Raw genomic sequence first — 17,918 nt, forward strand, 5'->3', positions numbered from 1 at the left:
ATTATTGCTTTAGACAGAAATAGAGGTGTCACTGTTGTTAAGAAAGTTTTTGCCAAACGAACATGTGAAAAGTATATTTAATATTGATCCGGTTTCATTAAGACAAAAAGGTATCAAAGGAATTATTACTGACTTGGACAATACACTTGTGGCATGGGATGTTAAGAATGCAACGCCGGACATAATTCAATGGTTTAAAGAAATGAAAGAACAGGAAATTAAAGTTACGATTATTTCAAATAATAAACAGGAACGTGTAAAGCTGTTTTCCGAACCACTTGATACACCATTCGTATACAGTGCGAGAAAGCCGCTTAGCCATGCTTTCAAAAGTGCAGCCAGGGAAATGAAGTTAAAAAAAGAAGATATTGTGGTAATTGGTGATCAGCTGCTGACTGATGTCCTGGGAGGTAATTTTGCAGGGTTCTACACAATTCTTGTGGTCCCAATAGTGGATACGGATGAAAAACTCACGCAATTCAACCGTAAAATAGAGCGAAGAATTTTAAGTTATATGCGTAAAAAGGGCAAGATAAGCTGGGAGGAATAAGGATGGAAGAGATATATTGTCAAGGTTGTGGTGCCCCCATTCAAACAACTGATCCTGAGAAACAAGGCTATACGCCCAAATCATCACTTGATCGAGAGACTGTGTTATGCAAGCGATGCTTTCGTTTGAAGCATTATAACGAAATACAGGATGTCTCCATTACAGATGATGACTTCCTGAATATGGTAAGCGAAATACGGGACACCGATGGGATTGTAGTTCATCTTATTGATATATTTGATGTCAACGGAAGTATGATCAAAGGACTTCCACGGATTGTAGGTGAAAAACCTGTTCTGTTGGTTGGCAATAAAATGGATTTGTTGCCAAAATCGACAAAAAAACGCAAATTAACCCAATGGCTCAGGTCATCTGCTAAAGAGTCAGGAATCAATGTTGAAGGTGTTTATCTTATTTCATCAGTAAAAGGATACGGGTTGAGCGAATTGACCGAGGCGATTGAACTGCATCGATACCAAAAAGATGTGTATATTGTTGGCACGACGAATGTTGGTAAATCGACGTTTATTAACCGTCTGATCAAGCAGACCACCGGTGCGGGTGATGTCATTACTACATCTTATTTTCCCGGTACAACGTTGGGATTTATTGAAATTCCCCTAGACGACGAAACTGCATTGATAGACACACCCGGCATTGTTAATAAACAGCAAATAGCACATTATGTATCTGATGATGACTTGAAGATAATTACACCAAATAAGGAAATTAAGCCAAGGGTTTACCAATTAAATAATCAGCAGACTTTATTCTTTGGAGGTCTGGCACGTCTGGACTTCGTTAAAGGAGATAGACAATCGTTTATTTGTTATTTCTCAAATGATATATCGATTCACCGGACAAAGCTGGAAAAGGCGGATAATCTTTTCAACGAGCACAGGGGAGGGCTTTTATCACCTCCGGATGAGAAGACAATGGAAATAATCCCTGATTTGACAGAGCGCGAGTTTCGGATTACAAATGAAAAAACGGATATTGTTTTTCCAGGATTAGGATGGGTAACTGTTCCGAATGGAAATATAACAGTAGCTGCCCATAGTCCTAAAGGTGTTAATGTAACGTTACGAAAATCATTTTAACAGAGGGGGACTTTTATGGAACTCAAACTGGGTCTTATCGGTTATCCGGTGAAACACTCACTGTCACCGTGGATTCATAATCGGTTAATGGAAAGAGCAACTATAGCGGGAGACTATTCTGTTATCGAAATCGGTCCCAATGATTCATTTGAAGAAAAATTGGAACACATGAAAGACAGTGGTATGACTGGATTCAATATTACGGTTCCATACAAAAAGAAAATCATCCCATATCTGAACCAATTAGATAACAACGCCAGGCTGATTGGTGCAGTTAACACAGTAGTAAATAAAAATGGTGAATGGATAGGCTATAATACAGATGGGACCGGGTATGTTACAGGATTAAAAAATAACTACCCAAATCTATTTGGTGACGCAACAAGGATTTTGCTTATCGGCGCTGGCGGTGCTGCACGTGGTATTTATCATGGTTTGATATCAGAAGGGTTTAAATGTATTGATCTAGCCAATCGGACCACGTCCAGTGCTGAGAAAATCGCTGAATTGCGGAATTCGGACACAAAAACTTCCATTCTGACTCTAAAGGATGCCGAAGAAACGATTAATGATTATGATTTGATAATCCAAACTACATCGGTTGGGATGAAACCGGAAGCAGAAAAAAGAATCATTTCAGCAGCTTCCGTTAATCCAAATAGTGTTGTAAGTGATATTGTTTATCAGCCAATTGAAACAAGATTTTTGGCCGATGCAAAAAAGGCTGGTGCTTCGATACACTATGGACATACGATGCTTTTATATCAGGCACAATATGCATTTGAACTTTGGACAGGAAAAAAAACACCTGTTGATAACATGGAATCCCAATTAAAAACTGTTTTGGAAGGAAGGTAAATATGCTGACAGGAAAACAGAAACGTTACTTACGGTCAGAGGCACATCATTTAAAACCAATTTTTCAGGTGGGGAAAACAGGTGTAAATGAAAACATGACCGTGCAAATCAGTGAAGCATTGGAAAAGCGGGAGTTGATTAAAGTAAGTGTCTTGCAAAATTGTCTTGAGGATAAAGAGACAGTTGCAGAACAATTATCGGACGGAACCGATGCGGAAATCGTACAAATTATCGGAAAAAATATTGTGCTTTATAAAGAATCGCACGATAACAAGCAAATTCAGTTACCGTAGAGGGGGTTTTCATGAAACATATCGGTATTTTAGGCGGCACCTTTGATCCTCCACATATTGGTCATTTAATAATTGCTGAAGAAGTACGGCTGGCGCTTGAACTTGACGAAGTGTGGTTTATGCCGTCACATGAACCGCCACATAAACAAAAAGCTGTTGTTGATACTTCTGATCGTGTTGAAATGGTAGAACGAGCAGTTGAAGGAAATCCCGATTTTAAAATAATTATGATTGAAGTTAACCGTTTAGGAAAGTCATACACGTTTGATACAATGAAACTATTGAAACAGGAAAATCCGGATGTTAGCTTTTATTTTATTATTGGTGCTGACATGGTCGAGTATTTACCGAATTGGAAACATATTGATGAACTGATGGATATAGTCAGATTTGTTGGTGTGAAACGCAAAGGCTATCGGGTGGAAAGTGATTACCCAATTACGGAAGTGGAAATCCCGCTAATTGAAGTATCCTCAACAAAACTAAGAAAACGGTTGAAAGATAATATTCCAGTAAAATATATGGTACCTGAATCCGTAGAAAATTATATTAAGGAGAAGCGTCTGTATGAATAGAGATGAGGCAATCAGTATTATTAGACCTCACCTGAAACAGGAAAGGTTTGACCATACACTGCGGGTAACAGAAACGGCAGTGAACTTAGCAGAATTATATGATGAGCCTGTGGAAAATGTGGAACTGGCAGCAATTTTACATGATTATGCGAAATACTTTTCATTGGAAAAAATGCGAACGATTATTAAAGAAAGTGATCTTCCTGATAACCTGCTTGAATTCCACCATGAATTATGGCACGGACCGGTGGCTTCGGTAATTATTGAGCGTGAACACGGAATAACTGATCCCGGAATACAAAGTGCAATTCGTTATCATACGACTGGTAAAGCGAATATGAGTAATTTTGATAAGATTGTTTTTGTCGCAGATTATATTGAACCCGGACGATCTTTTCCCGGAGTAGAGGAAGTTAGGGAAATGGCCGAAACCAGCCTGAATGAAGCTGCCTGGATGGCATTGCGGAATACCATTCAGTTTCTGATTGGTAAACAGGTAACTGTTTTTCCTGACACTTTTTATGCATATAATGATTTAACTAGACGTTTAAATGGAGGTAATTAAATTCATGAATAATAAAGAAATCGTTCAGAAAGCCGCAACGGCATGTGATGATAAACGTGCTGAAGATATTGTTGCGCTGGATATGCAGGATGTTTCACTGATGGCTGACTATTTTCTGATTTGTCACGGGAGTAATGAACGTCAAGTCCAGGCGATAGCCAGATCAATTAAGGAATCGATGGAGGAACAGGATATTGACGTCAGACGAATGGAAGGCTATGAACAGGCACGTTGGGTTTTGGTCGATTTGGGTGATATTGTTTGCCATATTTTCCATAAAGATGAGCGGTCATATTATAATCTGGAACGGTTATGGGGCGATGCTTCCAGAGTAGAACTTCAAGTTGGACATAACGGGTAATTTGAATGTCATATCAGCAAATGGCTAATTTTTATGACCAGTTAATGATTGAAGCTCCCTATGATAAATGGAAAACATTTACCGAAGAAATGATTAAACAATCCGAAAAGACGGTTGAGTCAATTGCCGATTTAGGCTGTGGAACAGGCCAGATTACGACACGGTTGGCCCGCGAAGGATATAAGATGACAGGTGTCGATTTTTCCAGTGATATGCTAAGCATCGCTGAACAGCGTGCCAGTAATGATAATTTGCCAATTCAGTGGATTCATCAGGATCTTCGTTTTCTGGATGGTATTAATAATTTGGATATGGCAATCAGTTATTGTGATGTAATGAATTATATAACGGAAGAGGACGAACTGCTTACTGTTTTTAAACGAGTAGCGAATGCACTGAAACCAGGGGGTCTGTTCATTTTTGATATACACTCCCTTTACCATGTCCAGTATAATTTTGTGAATCAGACATTTGCGGATGTAACTGATGATCTTTCCTACATATGGTTTTGTTCTGAGGGAGAGGAACAAGGTGAAATGTATCATGATTTAACTTTCTTTGTAAAAGAACAGGGAGCATACACGAGGTTTGATGAATCCCACCATCAGCGAACATTTCCAATTGATTTTTATTCACAATTATTAACTGCTGCAGGTTTTGAAATGAAACATTTATCGGCTGATTTTTCGTTAAAAAATGAAAATATCGATGAACAGTCAGAGAGAATTTTTATAGTTGCTGAAAAGTGATCGGGAAAATATTATTTTTCCGATCTAATTTTTGAAAGGAGGAGAAATGAAATAAATGTCGAATTAATATATTGTATGGCTTTAATGAATTCCTTCCCCCGTTTGTTTACCTACTAACTTTCTTCAAAGGACGTGACCCCAAATTGTTTGAACTTCTCAAAAGAAATATCTTCCTGATTGTGATTGTTATCTCCATCATTATTTTTCTTTTTGTTAATAATGATGACAGCGATAAAATTGCTGGTGAATCAAATATCAAAGTTAAAGAAATACCAATTGCCGAAACCAGTGAACCAAAACAGAAACAGCCTTCTTCACTTATAGTGGTTGACGTCAAGGGTGAAGTAGTCCGCCCGGGAGTATATAAAATGGAACCGGAGTCTCGTGTCAATAGTGTTATTCAAATGGCTGGCGGCTTCACTGAAGATGCAGATCAGACAATGGTAAACCTTGCGCAAAAAGTACAGGATGAAATGCTTATCGTTGTTCCGAAAATCGGGGAAGTAACAGCTGCCGGTGGTAATGTCAGTACGAATAATGATAAATTGCGGATTAATTATGCTACACAGGAAGAAATCGAGATACTGAATGGAATTGGCCCTGCAAAAGCGCAGGCCATTGTTCAATATCGCGAAGAAAACGGTTTTTTTAAGACAGTTGATGACTTACTCGAAGTTTCAGGGATTGGTGAAAAAACACTTGAAAATCTGAAAGAAGATATACAGGTACCATAATTGTATTGACGAAAAATTAAGATTATATGTAAACTGTTAACTATATTATTAAAAGGAGCTATTTATTATGGAACGGATTTCCTGGGATCAGTATTATATGGCACAAAGCCATTTGTTGGCACTTAGAAGCACATGCACAAGGCTTATGGTTGGAGCAACAATTGTCCGTGAAAAGCGAATTATAGCCGGGGGATATAATGGAAGTGTATCCGGGAGCGTGCATTGTATTGATGAAGGCTGTTATGTTATCGATGGTCACTGTGTACGTACAATCCATGCTGAAGCAAATGCATTATTACAATGTGCGAAATTCGGGGTTCCGACAGAGGGAGCCGAAATTTATGTAACACATTTCCCATGTTTGCAATGCTGCAAGCAAATTATCCAAAGTGGAATAAAAGCTGTATATTACGCTGAAGATTATAAAAATCATCCGTACGCCATTGAGTTATTTGAGGATGCTGGGGTTAAAACGAAAAAAGTGGAGTTGACCTACTTGGCAGTGGATACAAATCATCAGGAAAAAGAAAAATATATCAACCATTTGCTTAGTGAACTTCACACGCATGCAGGTAAAGAGAAATTCGACGCCCTGGAGGCTGAAGCAAAGCAGTTATTTAATTTATAAGGTGAACGCCATGAAAGGATATTGGCATTTTCCGGTACTGGGCATAGTCAGCAGTGTATTTACAGTTATTTTTCACAGTAACTGGTTCATTTTATGTTTCTGCTTATGGATTCTGATTTTATACTATACGGAACGGTTAGGGAAGGTTGTTGTTCTGTTATCCTTAACCTTCTCCTTCTTTTTCTTCTTCTATATCCCCGATTTGGATCTGCATATCAAAGAAACAGTATCAGATACCACACAACAGACTAAGCTTGCAGGGCGAGTCGTAAGTTCCATAAATGAAACAGAAAACAAAATCGACTTCGTGTTAAAAGATGAACATTCCGAAAGAAAAGTAATTATCGTTTATTTTAAAAAAGATTTGAAAAAACTGGAACATAACCTGAAATATGGATCCAGCTGTACAATATATGGTAAACAGGAATTACCGAGCACGAGCAGGAATCCCGGTCAATTCGATTATCAGAAGTATTTGTTATCACAGGGGATTACCCATCAGGTGGTAATTGATTCGCTTGATAGTCTCGATTGCAGAGGTTCATCCTCATTGAATAAAATCTACTCTGCCCGGGCTGACCTGATCAATTATGTAACAAAGCGACTCAGTCCAGAGACAGCAGCATGGCTGAATGCACTTGTCATCGGTGATGACTCCATGCTTAGTGAGGATACTATTGAATTGTTTCAGCGCTGGAGTTTGTCGCATATTTTGGCCATTTCGGGACTGCACGTTGGTTTAATCGTTGGATTGCTTTATTTTTTGCTCATCAAATTAAACCTGCTGACAAAGGAAAAAGCTCAGTGGCTCATCATTTTCTTCCTTCCTTTTTATGCGTTTTTAGCCGGGGGAGAACCGTCTGTATGGCGTGCCAGTTTAATGGTTCTCGTGTTTATGATTATAAGCAAAAGTAATTTTAAGTTTAGTGTTACGGATGTACTTAGTATCGTATTTATCGTGTTAATTGTACTGGACAAATTTATTGTTTACAGTATTGGGTTCCAATTATCGTTTAGTGTGACGCTTGGCCTGCTCCTCTCAAAAAATTGGTTAGCCCAAACAAATATATCATTCCTTTCGATCCTAAAGATCAGTTTTGTATCCCAAATGGTAATCTTGCCGCTTCAGATAACATATTTTTCAAATTTCCAGCCCCTATCGATTTTAATAAATGTAATGGTTGTTCCATATTTTTCTATTTTTGTAATTCCGCTTATGTTTTTCATCTTGTTGTTATCTCCGGTTGCTGGTTTTCTGATTCCGTATATCGACCTGTTTTTTAGTCACGTTCATCAAATTTTTTTAGCGTCAATTGATTTTATTGATCAAATTGGATATTTTCCATTTGCGATTGGATCTATTCCACCTTTTGCAACTGTATTGTATTATGGCACTTTTTTAATCTTTATGAAAAGAATGGAGCAGGCAAATTTAAGGCAGGCATTTATGTATGGCTGTTTGCTTACCGGGATAATTGTTGCAGTTGCTATTCGGCCATACTTTTCCCCTGTTGGAACGATAACCATGCTTGATATCGGACAAGGGGATGCAATAGTTGTGGAGCTTCCTTATCGAAAAGGAGTAATTTTAATTGATGCAGGAGCAAAAATGTCTTTCGGAGACAGCGAGGCAACTGATCAGGTATATAAGCAAATAATCGGACCGTATTTATTTTCCAGAGGCATCCGTAAAATTGACGCACTGATTATATCGCATGAAGATACTGATCATATGGGGAGTTTGCCTTATTTATTGGGAGATATCGGTGTGCAAAAAATGTTTGTCAGTAATTACTATGATTTTAATGAGCAACATGCTGCAATAGTAAACACTTCCAACATGCAAATTGAGCGTGTTAGTCCAAACCAGGAAATTGTTATTGGAGGTCATCCGTTCATGGTGCTTTCCCCGGATCGGGATAAACAGTCAACTAATGAAAATTCACTTGTTTTATTCACATCATTTGGAGGGTTGTCGTGGTTGTTTACAGGAGATATTGGAAAAGATACGGAAACGGAATTACTATCCGCTTATCCGGATCTGATGGTTGACGTGCTGAAAGTTGCCCATCACGGCAGTAATTCATCCACAGACAAACAGTTCCTTAAACAAATTCGGCCAGTCTATGGCTTAATTTCTGTCGGAATCAATAACGTCTATGGTCATCCGCATCAGGAAGTAGTTACGTCACTTAAAGAAATGGGCATTGAAATATTAAGAACTGATAAGCATGGTGCAATCCAATTTCATTTTAATGAAGATAGGGGAACATTTTCCACTTATCTTCCATAGGCTAGAAATATATACAAAAAGAGACTGTTTGTTATCAGTCTCTTTGTTTCATCATATAAAATTTATGTTTTAAAGATGTTCCATAGGTAAAGTGCTATCAGGAACCAACATAATTAAAAATAACACCGATGGCAAAAATTAGGACAAAGAAAACAAAAGAGAAACCAAAGCCTTTAATTGAATCGACAACGTCATTATTTTTTGACTGTACATTTTGTTCGAACTCGTTCACGTTTACCCCTCCTATACAATTCCAAGTATAAAATAAATACATAAAAAAATCCACTTCAGCTAATAAAAATCCAACAAAAATTACTTTTTTAGCAAGAGTTAACATCTATACTTTTAGTTCAAAAGGTAAACCTAAAAATACAAACATCGTTTAAAGTGCAGTTCCTAGGTCTGGATTTTAAACGTTTATATAGATCCCGGGAGGAAATTATCCAGCAAATAATTTCCTTCCTCCCCATAAAAATTTCTTGCTATTCCAATGCTGACGTTTTACGATTGATTATATCATATATTGGAGTGAACGGCATGAAATACATGGATGTACTGCAGCAGGTTAAAACGAAACAGATACAGCCAGCCTATTTATTATATGGAACGGAATCTTATTTCATACAAAATATAACAAAGCATGTCAAAAAAGCAGTATTGGGTGAAAACGAGGAGGACCTGTCTACATATGACCTTGAAGAAACACCCGTCCAGGAAGTGATTGCTGATGCTGAGACATATCCTTTTTTCGGGGAAAAGAAACTAATTATTGCCAGTAATCCTTCATTTTTAAAAGCAAAACCCGATAAATTGCCATTTGAACATAACCTGGAAATATTGAACCAGTATCTTACACAGCCGGTTGACTATTCGGTGATTATATTTATCGCGCCATATGAAAAAATTGATGAACGCAAAAGAGTAAGCAAAACGCTGAAGAAGAATGGCGTTATTGCAGAATGTGTTCCCATTAAGGATTATGAATTAAGAAATTGGATTAACAACCTTGCGGGGAGTTTGAAAATAACAATTGAAGATGATGCATATGAATTGCTTGAAGCAGAGTTGTCAACGGATCTTCATATGTTGCGGAATGAGCTGTCCAAGCTTTCTTTGTATGCTGGTGAAGGCGGTGTAGTTACACAAGAAATGGCCGAAAGTCTAATTTCCCATTCCGTAAATAACTCCTCATTGCGGCTTGCGGACGCTGTAATGGAACGTGATTTATATCAGGCTGTTTCTATTTATAAAGATCTGGTAAAGATGAAGGAAGATCCAATTGGCTTAATTGCATTACTGGCATTTCAATTCCGAACTATTTTACAGGTGAAACTTTTACGACAAAAAGGATATAGTCAGTTTCAAATGCAAAAGCAAATTGGGTCACATCCATATGTAATTAAGATAGCCCTGAAACGAGAGGGTAAATTTACATTAAGCCGCCTGCAGGTAATAATTAATAAAATAACCGAAACAGATGCTTTAATCAAACAGGGGAAAATGGAACAGGAACTGGCTTTTGAACTTTTACTGCACGAATTGGTGCAAAACAACCATGAAGCAGTAAAATAAAGGCTGTTTTCGTAAGTTAAGTTGCTTTTTTACTTCATTGTAGATATAAAATGCGCATTAACCGCCGCGAATGATCTCCGCTGCGGGCAGTCGCTTTCACACCTCCGGGTACCAAGGCGACATCTGCTCAAAAAGTTCGTTTTCGCAGTGTCTTCATAGCCGCGGGCAACGCTTCAGCCTCCTCGGAAGAAAACCACTTCCTGCGGGGTCTTCAGCCGTTGGGACTGCGATTACTCGCCCCACCGAAAACCTTTTGCTTTTCCCGCAGGAGTCGACTGCCCTCCGCTCCAATCATACGCTGTTGTTATGTGCTAATCTAAAGGTTGTCTTAGGCTTATGATAACAGCAATTGAAACGTTATTCATCTAACCCAGCGAAGGAAATACATGCCCCTGCATCAGGGGTATGCCGACGTTGGCCTACAAGGCCGATTTTAGTCGGCCTTCCTTCTTACGGGAGCAGAGGCCTAGGTGAGACCACTGAGTGCGCCAGCACGAAGGGGGCTCATCAGCCGCCCACGGAAAGCGGAGTGTATTTCCGCAGCGGTGGTCCAACGCTCATATAAAGTTACTGCGCATAATCTATCTTTTGTGTCAAAAACAAAAACAGCCAAAATAAAAAACGATCCTTATCGGGGATCGTTTTGTTTATTATTAAAATATGCTTTTGTGTTTTTACGCACTCAATTCGTTTACTTTTTTAGATAAGCGTGATTTTTGGCGATTACCGTTATTTTCATGGATTACACCTTTTTGTACAGCTTTATCAATTTTCTTAATAGTTGTTTGTAATGCTTCTTTTGCATTTTCCACATCTTTTGCTTCAACTAATTTTTCAATGCGTTTGATTTGTGAACGCATATCTGATTTATATTGCAGATTTTGTTCATGTTTTGTTCTGTTTGTTTCCACTCGTTTGATTGCAGATTTAATGTTGGCCATTGTTTCACCTCCTAAATGTAACACCTTAAGATAACAAATTATATTTTACCAAACGCGTACAACCTATTCAACAGCTTTATTTTGCTGTTGTATTTTTTTAGCAGAAATAGTGAAGTCTATATATTGAAACAACTAATTAAGTGCGAAAGGGGAGTTTCAGAATGGATGAAAATGAAGAAAGATACCAGGTGCGTACAGACCTCGCTGTAGAGGCAAAGGATATGTATGTTGAAAAGGAAGCTAAAGAGCAGGAGATAAAAGGTGTTACAACAAAAGAAAGAGAAGAAGATAATATAACTATTTCATATGTTGATATTGACGCTGAAGGCGAAAAACTTATTGGGAAAAAACCTGGATCATACGTTACGATTTATGCTGATGGTGTGAAAAAGCAGGATACAAAGCGCCAGGAATCTGCTGCAAAAATATTTGCTAAGGAACTTGAGCAATTGCTCGAGAAGAACAATGTTCCCAATGATGGGTACGGCTTAATAGTAGGACTTGGAAACTGGAATGTTACTCCGGATGCACTGGGTCCAATGACAGTGGAAAAAGTACTTGTCACAAGTCATCTGTTCAAGTTGGAACACGAGTCGGTCTCGGAAGGTTATCGTCCGGTTGCTGCGGTTACACCAGGGGTAATGGGTGTTACCGGAATGGAGACAAGTGATATTATTTTCGGGATTGTTGAAAAATTTAATCCGGATTTTGTCATAGCGGTTGATGCGCTTGCATCAAGGTCAATTGAACGTGTGAACGAGACAATCCAATTATCTGATGCGGGGATTCATCCTGGTTCCGGAGTTGGCAATAAGCGTAAAGAATTAAGTCAGGATACATTGGGAATACCGGTTTTTGCGGTAGGAGTTCCGACTGTTGTTGATGCAGTGACGATTGCCAGCGATACAATTGATTTTATTTTGAAGCATTTTGGCAGGGAATTAAAAGAAAAAGATAATCCATCAAAATCACTGACACCAGCCGGATTAACATTTGGCGACAAAGAATTCACTGAAGAGGATTTGCCTGATGAAGAAAAACGCAAAACGTTTATGGGAATAGTAGGAGGTTTAACTGAAGAGGAGAAGCGGTCATTGATTAAAGAAGTACTGACACCAATAGGCCATAACTTGATGGTTACGCCTAAGGAAGTTGACGGTTTTATGAAGGATATGGGCACATTGATTGCTAACGGGTTAAATGCTTGCTTGCATGAAACAGTTACTATCGAAAATTCTGCATCGTATACCAGGTGATCTAACACTCATGTAAAACTCTATCAATTTTCTGAAATTAAAAGAATTAGTTCTATCTTTTGAAGTTATTTCATAGATTCTATCATTAAGAAATACTTCAAAGGGGTGGAACAATGTATCTCGGGAATAAACCATCAAACCGAAATAAGAAGGTATTTAATCACGTATATAAAAAAAGTGGAATTTATTTAATATGTGTGATTATCCTGTTCATTTTTATCGGTTTATTAACTACAGCAGCACCTGCCTACCGATTTTCGTCTGAGAGAATAACCGATTGGACCAGTGACCTTGAGAGTTCCACCTTTTTATACCTTATGGGAATGGAAAACCGGGCATTTCAGGAAGCATATCCAGATGACAAATCAGTACCGAATTTGTCAAACATGATCTTTCAAATGGCAACGAGTATCAAGCCAAGTGATACAAGAAGCTTGTTGGGACGGGAATTACCTGGACTTTCAACCTTCGAGAGTGAAATTATTGTTGCTGGAGAGGGAACGAATTATACAAATTTACCGTTTGAATCAGCGCCGCCACTTGATGAAATTTTAAAAGATAGGGAAGCGGTTGTTGAAGAATCGGACGATTCCGAGGGTGAAAAGGAGGAACAGAAACAGGACAAGGATCAAAATAAACCGAGCACCGGTGATAGAAATGTTGTGTTTATCTATAACACACATAATAGAGAATCATTTTTGCCTCATTTGCCTGATGTGACAGATCCGGATTTGGCTCAGCACGGCGAAGTGAATATAACTAAAGTCAGTGACCGGTTTGCAAAAAGTCTTGAGGATAGCGGTATTGGTACGAGTGTTGATAATACAGATATCATGAAGATTTTAAATAAAAATGGATGGAATTATTCTCAATCCTATACTGCGTCGCGAAAAGTTGTTAAGGAAGCATTTTCTTCGAATGATGATATTCAGTATGTATTTGATTTGCATCGTGATTCACAGCCACGTAATAAAACGACTACAGAAATTAAAGGGAAATCATATGCAAGAATTGCGTTTGTCGTAGGAGCGGAATATGCAAGTTACGAAAAAAATCTTGCATTAGCAAATGACCTACATTATCTTATTGAAGAAAAGTATCCTGGCTTAAGCAGGGGTGTGTTTGAGAAAAAAGGTCCCAGAAGTAATGGTGTGTACAATCAGGATTTATCACAAAATTCACTCGTAATTGAATTTGGCGGAGTCGGTAATAACCTGAAAGAATTATATCGCACTGCAGATGCAGTTGCAGAGGTATTCAGTGAATTTTACTGGGATGCTGAGAAAGTAAATAAAAACCGATAGGAGGAATAAGCATGCGTTCCCTGATTGTTCTTTTATTACTTGCAGTGTTTTTTTTAACAGGGTTGGTAGTAGGAATGGACCGTGAACAAAATGCGATGGATGCATCCCAGAATACCGAGAAAACGTCAGTTCAGGATAAAATGCAAGAAGCCCAGGAAGTACAGGAAGTAATGGTAGTAGAGCAAACTTCGAATAAAAGTGTTCAGACAGAAGATGCACCAATGAATTTAACACAAAAAGCAGCAATGTTTCTGGAAGACGTTGTCGGCGGGATCTATGAAATGATTGTCGGCATGCTTTATCAGGTTGTTCAATTGTTTTTCTAGTCTATATAGGATTTTTCGTAAAATATGTTGATTAGTATAAATCATAGTTGATATAAATTGCGACGTAACTTTATATAATGTTAGTCCGCCGCTGCGGAAATACACTTCGTTTTCCGTGGGCGGCTGATGAGCCTCTCCGTGCTAGTCGCACTGCGAGTCTCACCTAGGCCTTTGCTCCCGTAAGAAGGAAGGCCGACTAAAATCGGCCTTGTCGGCCAACGTCGGCATACCCCTGATGCAGGGGCATGTATTTCCTCCGCTGGGTTAGATGAATAACACTGCACTAGCTGTTATCATAGGCAAAAGGCAAATTTAGATTATAAAATAACAACAGCGTTTGATTGGAGCGGAGGGCAGTCGACTCCCGCGGAAAGCGACTGCCCGTAGCGGAAATCAAACGCGGCGGTTACGTCGCAGTTTATATCGACTTCACAAAACTTGAATAAAACACAGTCCCTCCAAAACCTGCCTATCCCTCCCTTCTACTAATATAATCGAATTACAGAAGCAAAAGGTGGCAGAAATTTTATTAAAAAATATGCCACTTTTTTTTGATTCACTTACGATTATAGAAGTGAAGAGGATGGAAAAAACACGCTCCATTAAATTTGGCTGCTCACTCTCATAGTTCTTGAATGTATCTGTCGCAATTGCTATAATCCTAGTTATTGACGTCTTAAATTTGCACTTTTACTATAATAGGTAGAAGACACGTAGGAGTGAGCATCACTAATGGTGAAAAATCAAAGCAATGTACGTAATTTTTCAATTATAGCTCATATCGATCATGGAAAGTCTACTTTAGCTGATCGAATTCTGGAAAATACAAAAGCATTAACACAACGTGAGATGAAAGAACAATTTCTTGATGCGATGGATTTGGAACGTGAGCGTGGTATTACAATAAAATTAAATGCTGTTCAGCTCCATTATGAAAATAAGGATGGAGAGGACTATACATTCCACTTAATTGATACACCAGGACATGTCGATTTTACATATGAAGTATCCAGAAGTCTTGCGGCATGTGAAGGTGCAATATTAGTTGTCGATGCAGCCCAGGGAATCGAAGCACAAACATTAGCGAACGTTTATCTGGCTTTGGATAATGATCTGGAAATAATCCCCGTTATCAATAAAATAGACCTGCCCAATGCTGATCCTGAACGAGTTGCTGAAGAACTGGAGGACGTAATTGGCATCGATAAAGATGATGTTATTTTAGCATCAGCAAAAGATAATATTGGTGTTCCAGAAATTCTTGAGCGTATTGTAACAGATATACCTGCCCCGGCGGGTGAACCGGAAGAACCGTTAAAAGCACTAATTTTTGATTCATTATATGACCCTTATCGTGGCGTAATTGCTTACGTGTGTATAAAAGAAGGTTCGGTTAAAGTCGGGGACAAAATAAAAATGATGGCAAATGATAAAGAGTTTGAAGTCAATGAAGTTGGTGTATTTACACCAAAACCGGTCGCTAAAGACGGATTAACGGTTGGTGATGTAGGCTTCCTGACAGCATCCATCAAAAACGTAGGTGACTCCCGAGTCGGGGATACTATTACACTTGCAAATAATCCAGCCGTCAATCCACTTCCGGGCTATCGCCGTCTGAACCCTATGGTGTTCTGCGGGATGTTCCCAATCGATTCCAATAAATATAATGACTTACGTGAAGCATTGGAGCGCCTGGAATTAAATGATTCGTCATTACAATATGAAGCAGAAACTTCACAGGCTTTGGGATTCGGGTTCCGCTGCGGATTCCTGGGATTATTGCATATGGAAATTATCCAGGAAAGAATTGAACGTGAATTTAATATTGACTTAATTACAACTGCACCAAGTGTTATTTATGAAGTGGAACAAACAAATGACGAAATAATTGAAGTAGATAATCCGTCGGTTATGCCGGATCCACAGTTGGTTAAAGAAATCCGTGAACCTTTTGTAAAGGCAACCATTATGGTGCCGAACGAATATGTTGGTGCTGTTATGGAAATCGCTCAAAAGAAACGCGGACAGTTTGTCGATATGGAGTATCTGGATGATATCCGGGTAAATGTTGTGTACAAAATTCCATTATCCGAAATTGTATATGATTTCTTCGACCAGTTAAAATCACAGACGAAAGGGTATGCATCGTTTGATTATGATTTAATCGGCTATCATCAGTCAAATCTTGTAAAAATGGATATACTGCTGAATGGTGAGACAATTGACGCCCTGTCGTTTATTGTTCATCGTGATTTTGCGTACGAGCGGGGAAAACATATTGTTGAAAAACTGAAAGAACTAATCCCGAGGCAGCAATTTGAAGTTCCTGTTCAGGCGGCAATAGGGAATAAAATTATTGCGCGATCTACAATCAAAGCAATGAAGAAAAATGTTTTATCCAAATGCTACGGTGGAGATATTTCAAGAAAACGAAAACTGTTGGAGAAGCAAAAAGAAGGTAAAAAGCGCATGAAGATGGTGGGGTCAGTAGAGGTCCCGCAAGAGGCGTTTATGGCGGTATTGCAAATGAATGATGATTAAATATTTTTAATGGAGAGGGAGGACTTTAGCATTTGTACGCTTTAGTTTTATCCCTTTTCTTCATGCAGAGGAGAACATTATGAAAGCTAAATCAGTTTATATTCATATTCCATTTTGTCAGCAAATCTGTCACTATTGTGATTTTACGAAGTTTTTTTATAATGAAAAGCTTGCAACAGAATACATTGAAGCACTTACAAATGAAATAAATACAAATATTCATGATACCAATAATAAGGTAAATACTATTTTTATCGGCGGGGGAACACCAACTGCATTAAACATGGACCAATTGACGTCTTTAATGCAACTGATTGAGAAAAAATTCGATATTGAAAATTGTACTGAATTTACCATTGAAACGAATCCTGGTGACCTTGACGAAGAAAAAATAAAACTGCTTAAAAGCTATGGGGTAAACCGGATTTCATTAGGTGTACAGGTGTTTGATGATGCGATGCTTGAAGAGTTGGGGCGCCTGCACAAGGTGAAGGACGTGTATCGAACGATTAATCAACTCCGGCAGCATGGTTTTTATAATATTAGCATTGATCTTATTTATGCGTTGCCGAATCAGACGTTGGAGCAGTTTAAAAATACGCTCGATGAAGCAATTTCGTTTGATTTGCCGCATTACTCAACCTATGCCTTACAAATTGAACCAAAAACAATCTTCTACCAACGACATAAAAAAGGTAAGCTTCACCGTCCGCCACAGGAAGATGAAGTCCAAATGTACGAGCTTTTAAAAAATACCATGCGCTCAAATGGCGTGAATCAATATGAAATCAGTAACTTTGCAAAAGAAGGATATGAAAGTCAGCATAACTTGACCTACTGGAATAATGACTTTTATTACGGGTTTGGTGCAGGGGCTCATGGCTATCTCCCTCGCAGGCGAACAGGAAATATACGACCATTACCGGCTTATGTAAAACAGGCAATGAATACTGGCCGGCCTATATTAAATACAGACGAAATCGGTTTAAAAGAAATGATTGAAGAAGAAATGTTTCTCGGTTTACGCAAGATGAACGGAATTAACAAGAAGCATTTTTATGATAAATTCGGTTTCTCTTTTGAAACATTATATAAAGATAAAATTTCCAATCTTATTAAGAAAGGCTGGTTGACAGAGGATACTGAAAATATCTTTTTGACGGATCAGGGAATGTTATTCGGGAACGACGTATTTGCGCAATTTTTACTGGGGGATAATGATTTAAAACATGTTCGTTGACAAAAAAATAAGGATTTGATAATTTATTATTA

Annotated in this window: 19 protein-coding genes; 17 read left to right on the forward strand and 2 right to left on the reverse strand. The window is 38.4% G+C overall.

All coding sequences use genetic code 11. The annotated features are described in order from the left end of the window. Positions 1–34 precede the first annotated feature (34 nt). The 11 genes from G6R02_RS07095 to G6R02_RS07145 all read left to right on the forward strand — a co-directional run bounded on the left by G6R02_RS07095 (position 35) and on the right by G6R02_RS07145 (position 8,706). Complete coding sequence (locus tag G6R02_RS07095) at positions 35–550, forward strand: YqeG family HAD IIIA-type phosphatase (protein WP_164668542.1); 516 nt, start codon at positions 35–37, stop codon at positions 548–550. Between the two features lie 2 nt (positions 551–552). Continuing rightward, positions 553–1,650 (forward strand): ribosome biogenesis GTPase YqeH, encoded by a 1,098-nt coding sequence (yqeH, locus tag G6R02_RS07100; protein WP_164668543.1) that lies wholly within the window; start codon positions 553–555, stop codon positions 1,648–1,650. A 15-nt stretch (positions 1,651–1,665) separates the two neighbouring features. Beyond that, positions 1,666–2,508: a shikimate dehydrogenase gene (aroE, locus tag G6R02_RS07105; protein WP_164668544.1), complete on the forward strand. Its 843-nt coding sequence runs from the start codon at positions 1,666–1,668 to the stop codon at positions 2,506–2,508. A 2-nt stretch (positions 2,509–2,510) separates the two neighbouring features. After that, positions 2,511–2,801 (forward strand): ribosome assembly RNA-binding protein YhbY, encoded by a 291-nt coding sequence (yhbY, locus tag G6R02_RS07110; protein ID WP_164668545.1) that lies wholly within the window; start codon positions 2,511–2,513, stop codon positions 2,799–2,801. 11 nt (positions 2,802–2,812) lie between these two features. Then, positions 2,813–3,376 (forward strand): nicotinate-nucleotide adenylyltransferase, encoded by a 564-nt coding sequence (locus G6R02_RS07115; RefSeq protein WP_164668546.1) that lies wholly within the window; start codon positions 2,813–2,815, stop codon positions 3,374–3,376. Continuing rightward, complete coding sequence (gene yqeK / locus G6R02_RS07120; protein WP_164668547.1) at positions 3,369–3,941, forward strand: bis(5'-nucleosyl)-tetraphosphatase (symmetrical) YqeK; 573 nt, start codon at positions 3,369–3,371, stop codon at positions 3,939–3,941. The genes G6R02_RS07115 and yqeK overlap by 8 nt, the downstream gene beginning before the upstream one ends. 4 nt (positions 3,942–3,945) lie before the next feature. After that, the gene (rsfS, locus tag G6R02_RS07125) at positions 3,946–4,302 is read left to right on the forward strand and encodes a ribosome silencing factor (RefSeq protein ID WP_164668548.1); all 357 of its coding nucleotides are present in this window, start codon (positions 3,946–3,948) and stop codon (positions 4,300–4,302) included. Between the two features lie 5 nt (positions 4,303–4,307). After that, the gene (locus G6R02_RS07130) at positions 4,308–5,051 is read left to right on the forward strand and encodes a class I SAM-dependent DNA methyltransferase (protein ID WP_164668549.1); all 744 of its coding nucleotides are present in this window, start codon (positions 4,308–4,310) and stop codon (positions 5,049–5,051) included. A 143-nt stretch (positions 5,052–5,194) separates the two neighbouring features. Further along, positions 5,195–5,785: a helix-hairpin-helix domain-containing protein gene (locus G6R02_RS07135; RefSeq protein WP_164668550.1), complete on the forward strand. Its 591-nt coding sequence runs from the start codon at positions 5,195–5,197 to the stop codon at positions 5,783–5,785. Positions 5,786–5,852: 67 nt separating this feature from the next. Further along, positions 5,853–6,413 (forward strand): ComE operon protein 2, encoded by a 561-nt coding sequence (locus G6R02_RS07140; protein ID WP_164668551.1) that lies wholly within the window; start codon positions 5,853–5,855, stop codon positions 6,411–6,413. A gap of 10 nt (positions 6,414–6,423) precedes the next feature. Beyond that, positions 6,424–8,706: a DNA internalization-related competence protein ComEC/Rec2 gene (locus G6R02_RS07145; protein WP_164668552.1), complete on the forward strand. Its 2,283-nt coding sequence runs from the start codon at positions 6,424–6,426 to the stop codon at positions 8,704–8,706. 97 nt (positions 8,707–8,803) lie between these two features. Here G6R02_RS07145 and G6R02_RS07150 read toward each other — a convergent pair whose 3' ends face one another. Further along, entirely contained in the window at positions 8,804–8,938 is a 135-nt protein-coding gene (locus G6R02_RS07150; protein ID WP_164668553.1) for a YqzM family protein, read from the reverse strand. 305 nt (positions 8,939–9,243) lie between these two features. Here G6R02_RS07150 and holA point away from each other — a divergent pair, with 305 nt between their 5' ends. Continuing rightward, the gene (gene holA / locus G6R02_RS07155; RefSeq protein ID WP_164668554.1) at positions 9,244–10,278 is read left to right on the forward strand and encodes a DNA polymerase III subunit delta; all 1,035 of its coding nucleotides are present in this window, start codon (positions 9,244–9,246) and stop codon (positions 10,276–10,278) included. Between the two features lie 674 nt (positions 10,279–10,952). Here holA and rpsT read toward each other — a convergent pair. After that, positions 10,953–11,219, reverse strand: a complete 267-nt coding sequence (gene rpsT, locus G6R02_RS07160) for a 30S ribosomal protein S20 (RefSeq protein ID WP_164668555.1) — start codon at positions 11,217–11,219, stop codon at positions 10,953–10,955. 161 nt (positions 11,220–11,380) lie between these two features. Between rpsT and gpr the strand changes: the two genes are divergently transcribed. From gpr to hemW, 5 genes are all read left to right on the forward strand, one after another. After that, positions 11,381–12,475, forward strand: a complete 1,095-nt coding sequence (gene gpr / locus G6R02_RS07165; protein WP_164668556.1) for a GPR endopeptidase — start codon at positions 11,381–11,383, stop codon at positions 12,473–12,475. Positions 12,476–12,588: 113 nt separating this feature from the next. Continuing rightward, positions 12,589–13,779, forward strand: coding sequence for a stage II sporulation protein P (gene spoIIP / locus G6R02_RS07170; protein WP_164668557.1), 1,191 nt, complete (start codon positions 12,589–12,591; stop codon positions 13,777–13,779). An 11-nt stretch (positions 13,780–13,790) separates the two neighbouring features. Next, positions 13,791–14,105, forward strand: coding sequence for a hypothetical protein (locus tag G6R02_RS07175; RefSeq protein ID WP_164668558.1), 315 nt, complete (start codon positions 13,791–13,793; stop codon positions 14,103–14,105). A 732-nt stretch (positions 14,106–14,837) separates the two neighbouring features. Next, positions 14,838–16,646, forward strand: a complete 1,809-nt coding sequence (gene lepA / locus G6R02_RS07180; RefSeq protein ID WP_164668559.1) for a translation elongation factor 4 — start codon at positions 14,838–14,840, stop codon at positions 16,644–16,646. 79 nt (positions 16,647–16,725) lie between these two features. Next, the gene (gene hemW, locus G6R02_RS07185) at positions 16,726–17,886 is read left to right on the forward strand and encodes a radical SAM family heme chaperone HemW (RefSeq protein WP_164668560.1); all 1,161 of its coding nucleotides are present in this window, start codon (positions 16,726–16,728) and stop codon (positions 17,884–17,886) included. Positions 17,887–17,918: the final 32 nt, after the last annotated feature.

Origin of the sequence: Virgibacillus doumboii (genome assembly GCF_902806455.1) — a bacterium.
Classification (GTDB): Bacteria; Bacillota; Bacilli; order Bacillales; family Amphibacillaceae; genus Lentibacillus; species Lentibacillus doumboii.

What these genes read in the sequence shown, in the direction of transcription:
- yqeH (WP_164668543.1), top strand. Translation starts at nt 553, where the DNA reads ATGGAAGAGATATATTGTCAAGGTTGTGGTGCCCCCATTCAAACAACT.
- aroE (WP_164668544.1), top strand. Translation starts at nt 1,666, where the DNA reads ATGGAACTCAAACTGGGTCTTATCGGTTATCCGGTGAAACACTCACTG.
- yhbY (WP_164668545.1), top strand. Translation starts at nt 2,511, where the DNA reads ATGCTGACAGGAAAACAGAAACGTTACTTACGGTCAGAGGCACATCAT.
- G6R02_RS07115 (WP_164668546.1), top strand. Translation starts at nt 2,813, where the DNA reads ATGAAACATATCGGTATTTTAGGCGGCACCTTTGATCCTCCACATATT.
- yqeK (WP_164668547.1), top strand. Translation starts at nt 3,369, where the DNA reads ATGAATAGAGATGAGGCAATCAGTATTATTAGACCTCACCTGAAACAG.
- rsfS (WP_164668548.1), top strand. Translation starts at nt 3,946, where the DNA reads ATGAATAATAAAGAAATCGTTCAGAAAGCCGCAACGGCATGTGATGAT.
- G6R02_RS07130 (WP_164668549.1), top strand. Translation starts at nt 4,308, where the DNA reads ATGTCATATCAGCAAATGGCTAATTTTTATGACCAGTTAATGATTGAA.
- G6R02_RS07140 (WP_164668551.1), top strand. Translation starts at nt 5,853, where the DNA reads ATGGAACGGATTTCCTGGGATCAGTATTATATGGCACAAAGCCATTTG.
- G6R02_RS07145 (WP_164668552.1), top strand. Translation starts at nt 6,424, where the DNA reads ATGAAAGGATATTGGCATTTTCCGGTACTGGGCATAGTCAGCAGTGTA.
- holA (WP_164668554.1), top strand. Translation starts at nt 9,244, where the DNA reads ATGAAATACATGGATGTACTGCAGCAGGTTAAAACGAAACAGATACAG.
- rpsT (WP_164668555.1), bottom strand. Translation starts at nt 11,219, where the DNA reads ATGGCCAACATTAAATCTGCAATCAAACGAGTGGAAACAAACAGAACA.
- gpr (WP_164668556.1), top strand. Translation starts at nt 11,381, where the DNA reads ATGGATGAAAATGAAGAAAGATACCAGGTGCGTACAGACCTCGCTGTA.
- spoIIP (WP_164668557.1), top strand. Translation starts at nt 12,589, where the DNA reads ATGTATCTCGGGAATAAACCATCAAACCGAAATAAGAAGGTATTTAAT.
- G6R02_RS07175 (WP_164668558.1), top strand. Translation starts at nt 13,791, where the DNA reads ATGCGTTCCCTGATTGTTCTTTTATTACTTGCAGTGTTTTTTTTAACA.
- lepA (WP_164668559.1), top strand. Translation starts at nt 14,838, where the DNA reads ATGGTGAAAAATCAAAGCAATGTACGTAATTTTTCAATTATAGCTCAT.
- hemW (WP_164668560.1), top strand. Translation starts at nt 16,726, where the DNA reads ATGAAAGCTAAATCAGTTTATATTCATATTCCATTTTGTCAGCAAATC.